The organism is Streptomyces sp. NPDC090021, from assembly GCF_044748225.1.
Lineage (GTDB): Bacteria > Actinomycetota > Actinomycetes > Streptomycetales > Streptomycetaceae > Streptomyces.
Map to the genome: position 1 here is coordinate 1 of NZ_JBIVFO010000023.1, position 4355 is coordinate 4355.

At 77.9% G+C, this 4355-nt stretch carries 2 protein-coding genes; one reads left to right on the forward strand and one right to left on the reverse strand.

Translation table 11 applies throughout. The annotated features are described in order from the left end of the window. Positions 1 to 499 precede the first annotated feature (499 nt). On the reverse strand, positions 500 to 2092 hold the full coding sequence (locus ACIPXC_RS19570; protein WP_401619537.1) for a DUF6056 family protein: 1593 nt from the start codon (positions 2090 to 2092) through the stop codon (positions 500 to 502). Between the two features lie 467 nt (positions 2093 to 2559). Between ACIPXC_RS19570 and ACIPXC_RS19575 the strand changes: the two genes are divergently transcribed. After that, positions 2560 to 3948, forward strand: a complete 1389-nt coding sequence (locus tag ACIPXC_RS19575; RefSeq protein WP_401619540.1) for a hypothetical protein — start codon at positions 2560 to 2562, stop codon at positions 3946 to 3948. Positions 3949 to 4355: the final 407 nt, after the last annotated feature.

A 4355-nucleotide genomic window follows, 5' to 3' on the forward strand; every position in this document is an offset into this window, starting at 1 on the left:
CTGGCGGCGATTCGGCTTCCCCTGCCCCGCTACGCGGGAGCGGGCATTCCCCCCACCCCTAAAGGGGCGGGCACCCTGCCCGAGAACTCTGGTGGACGGCGGGGCGGGGTGGGGCGCAGGCCTGCGGGACGGGGGCCCGGCGCGGTGCCGGCGGACAGCGGGCCCGGGGGCGGGCGTTGCCCGGAGGGGCCGGGTGCGGATCAGGCGGGCGCGGCCGGCGGCCCGGTTCGGACAAGCCCGGCCGGGCACGCTGCGTCCTGCCTGCGGCAGGCCACGGCACAGGGCTTCGGGGTTGTGGGCGTCGTGCCGGCGGGCGCCACGGGCCCGGGCGCAGAGCGGGCGGGTGCCGTCGGTGGTGGGCCTCCGGGAGGACCGGCCTGCGGTGCTGGGCGTCGTGTCGAGGGGGCCGATGGGGGTGCCGGGGCCGGCGGGGGTGCCTGGGGTGGTGGGGGTGCCAGGGTCGGTGGGTCGGTGGGGGTGGGGGTGGTTGGGGGTGGGGTCAGCGGGGGTGGATGCGGTTGACGTCGTACCAGCGGGAGACGCAGGCGGCGACCCAGTCCCGGCGGTGGTCGGAGGTGAAGAAGGGCTCGGCGAGGTTGCCGATGGGCAGGGGGCGGTAGCCCACGTCGGTGGCGCCCCGGGCGGTCTCGGCCCGGATGCGGGCGTTCTGGGCGTCCCAGGCGACGGAGCGGGCCACCGTGGTGGTGGTGAGCTGCTGGAGGGCGGGGACGAGGGAGGCCATCGAGGCCACCGTCAGGCAGAGCGCCGCGGTGGTGGCGGCCGCCAGGGCCGCGGGGCCGGCGGGGCCGCGGGCGGCCAGGCGGGGGCCGGCCCATGCGCCCAGCAGGACTCCGTAGCCGCACAGTGCCAGTTCCATGGGCAGGAGGTAGCTGGTCCAGGTCCGGGCGTATGTCCAGCCGGCGGGGCCGTATCCGCTGCGCAGGCCCGCGGCCACCGCGAAGGATCCCAGGACCACGACGGGCAGCGGGAGCAGCAGCAGGGCGGCGCGTGTCGGCCGTCCGGGGCCGGCCCCCCTCCCGGGCCAGGGCCACGGCCAGGGCCCGGGGCGTGGCCGTGGCCCTGGCCCGGGGCGGGTGCGGGTGCGGGGGGTGGCGGCCAGGCCCAGGAGGAGGCCGGCGGCCGCGGCGGCGAGGTAGGCCCACTGGCCGGTGACGGTGTCCCACATGCGCAGCCAGTCCTCGTAGGTGGCCCGCAGTTCGGCCGTGGAGAGCATCGGGGGCTTCTCGGGCTGCTGGGCGCGGCGCCAGCGGGCGCCCGGGGAGGTGTGGAGGACGGCGAGGCCGCAGGCGAGGCCGGTGCACCACAGCAGGCACCAGGTGAAGGGGCGCCAGGTGGCGGCGAGGTGCAGGCGGGGCAGGCACAGTACGGCGGTCAGGGCGGCGAGGAGGCCGCTGACGAGGGCGAAGGGTTCGCTGAGGGTGCCGAGGGCGAGGCCGGTCAGGAGGGCTCCGGCGAGGCCGGCCTGGCGGACGGCGGGGCGGGGGTGGTTGACGGTGGTGAGGGCGAGCAGGAGGGCCCACAGGCCGATGACGCTCGGCAGGGTGTGGGAGATCGTGGCGGGGGCCCAGAGCAGGACCTGGTAGCTGCGGGTGCCGGCGTAGTAGAGGAGTGCCTGAAGGGCCAGGGCGCAGGCGGTCAGGAGCAGCAGGGGTGGTGCGTGGCCGAGGGTGTGCAGGAGGCGGCGGCCGAGGAGGACCAGGGCGGCGGTGAGGGAGACGACGATGAGGGTGGGGAGGAGTTTGGTGCCGGCCGGTCCGCCGCTGTAGAGGAGGCCGCTGAGGAAGGCGTTGGCGACCCGGCCGTTCTGGGTCGTGTAGAAGTCGGCGGTGATGCCGAGGACTCCCAGGTCGCGGGTCTTCCAGGCGGCGCACCAGTCGTCGGAGGCGGGGCGGATGTAGAGGCCGAGGAAGCATCCGACGGCGACGAGGGCTCCGGCGGCGGCCAGGAGGGTTGCTGCGGCGGCGGGCAGGAGTGCGGGCGGGCGGGGGCGGGGGCGGCCGGTGTTCCGGCCGGCCGGGGAGGAGGGGGTCACGAGGTCCTCGTCCTCGTCCTCGGCCGCCACGGTGCTCATGGGCCACCCCTTCGCAGTGGGGCCCGTCGGGCGAGAGCGGCCGGTGCGCCCCGCCGGCTGTGGTGAGCGCACGGCCCGCGAACACCCATGATGTGCACGGTTGCGCGGGTGCGGCATCCCGGGCCGGGCGGACGCGGAGACGGGGGGTGGGGGGCGGCAGGGGGGCGGGGGGGGGTGGCTCACCCGGGCGGCGGGGTTTCCGTGGCGGGGCGGGCGGTGGTCTTCGAGGATGGGACGGGCCGGGGCCCGGCCCGGAGCCGGGACCTGGGCCGGAGCCCGGCCCGGAGCCCGGCCCGGAGCCTGGGCCGGAGCCGTGGCCGGGGCCGTGGCCGTGGCCTGGCCCGGAGCCGGAGCCTGGCCCGGGGCCTGGCCCGGAGCCTGGGCCGGGGCTGGGGTTCGCGCGTACATGCGTACGTACGTGCGTGCGCGGGTGTGGCGGGTGTGCGGGTGTGGCGGAGGGAGTGGCGGTGTCCGGTGTCCTCGGCTGCTGGGCGGTGGTCGCGGCGGCGTTGACGAGTACGGTCGTCCCGGTGTGCGGCGGCGGGGGGCATGCGCCGTTGTCGGGGCTGGCCGCACCCGCCGTCGGGGTGCTGTCCAATGCGACGGCCGCCGAGGGGGTTTCGGCGAAGCGGGCTGCTGGTGCCCGGTATGTGGAGGGCAGCAATGTGCTGCGGCTGGCGTCCGGCCGGTGGCTGTACCTGCCGGCGGGGCGGACGGAGTCGGTGGTGGTCGCGGCCGGTGACGGGCGGGCGCTGCGGCAGATCGGGCAGAGCCGGGCCTGGCTGGCGTCCGGCCGCATCCCGGGGAGGTCCGCGGCCGAGCGGGCGGCGGCCGGGCGGGCGCTGCTGGCGATGCGGGCGCTGCTGCGGCCCAGCGGTGCGATGGCGGCGGGGTGGAGTCCGGGGTGGATGTATGCGTGGCCGCGGGATTCGAGTTTCGCGTGTGCGGCGTTCGCGCACACCGGGCATGACGAGGAGGCGTTCCGGATCCTGCGGCACAGTGCCGCGACCCAGCGCGGGGACGGCAGCTGGGAGGCGCGGACGAAGCTCGACGGTTCCGGTCCGCCGGACGGCCGGCGGTGGCAGCTCGATGCCAACGGCTGGGTGCCGTGGGCTGCGTGGCAGTGGTACCGGGCGGCGCCGGCGGAGGGCCGGCGGGCGCGGCTGGAGGTCCTCTATCCGATGATCCGCAGGGCGGCGGAGCGTGCGGCGGGTTCTCTGGGGGCGGACGGGCTGCCTCCGGCTTCGCCGGACTACTGGGAGCTGATGACGGCCGGTCCGAACATCGGTACGGCCGCGCCGCTGCTGGCCGGGTTCAACGCGTCCGCGGACCTGGCGCGGGAGGCGGGACGGCCCGGTGACGCGGTGCGGTGGGAGCGGGCGGCGCGGCGGCTGTCGGCGGGGATCTCGAAGCGGTTCTCCCCCGTGGGTTATCAGCGCACCGCTGACGGGCGGCACGGGCGTGACAGTGCGGTGACGTTCATGGCGCCGCCTTTCAACGCGGCGCCCGCCGGTCTGCCCGCGGCGCTGGATGCCACCTACCGGGCGCTGTTGCTGCCCAACGGGGGGCTGACGCCGGGTGATGATCCGGGGGCGCCGTGGGGTGCGACGGCGTGGACGCCCAGTACGGCGTTCTTCGCGCTGGCCTGGGCGGCCGGGGGCCGGCCGGGGAAGGCTCGGCCGGTGCTGGAGTGGGTGCTGTCGAAGCGGAACGCGCTGGGTGAGCTGCCGGAGAAGGTGGACCGGGAGGGCCGGCCGGTGTCGGTGGCGCCGCTGGCGTGGACGGGTTCGATCGTGGTGCTGGCGCTGGTGGCGCTGGAGGCCGGCGGGCTGCCGGCCCCTGCCCTGCGCCCGTAGACGACGGGGTGCAAGACCGGGCCGGGCCGGTCCGGGCCGGGACGGGGGCGGTACGGGACGGGGGTGGGCCGGGACGGGGCGGGCCGGGGCGGGGCGGGACGGGGCGGAGCGGGACGGGGCGGAGCGGAGCGGGACGGGGCGGAGCGGAGCAGGGCGGTACGGAGGCGGGGCGGGCCGGGCCGAAGCGGGACGGAGCGGGCCGGGACGGAGCGGAGCGGGCCGGTTCGACGCCCCGGGCCGGGGACGGTTCGGGGGGCGTCGGGTCGGGCAGGTCCGGTCTCCGCGCCCGGGAGCGGAGCGGTGCGGACCTTCTCCGGGGCGGCCGGCAGGCGGACTGTTCGGCGGCGACAGCCTGTGCGAGGGCGAGGCGGCGGGGGTCCTGGGGAGACCGGGCCGGGGCCGGTGAC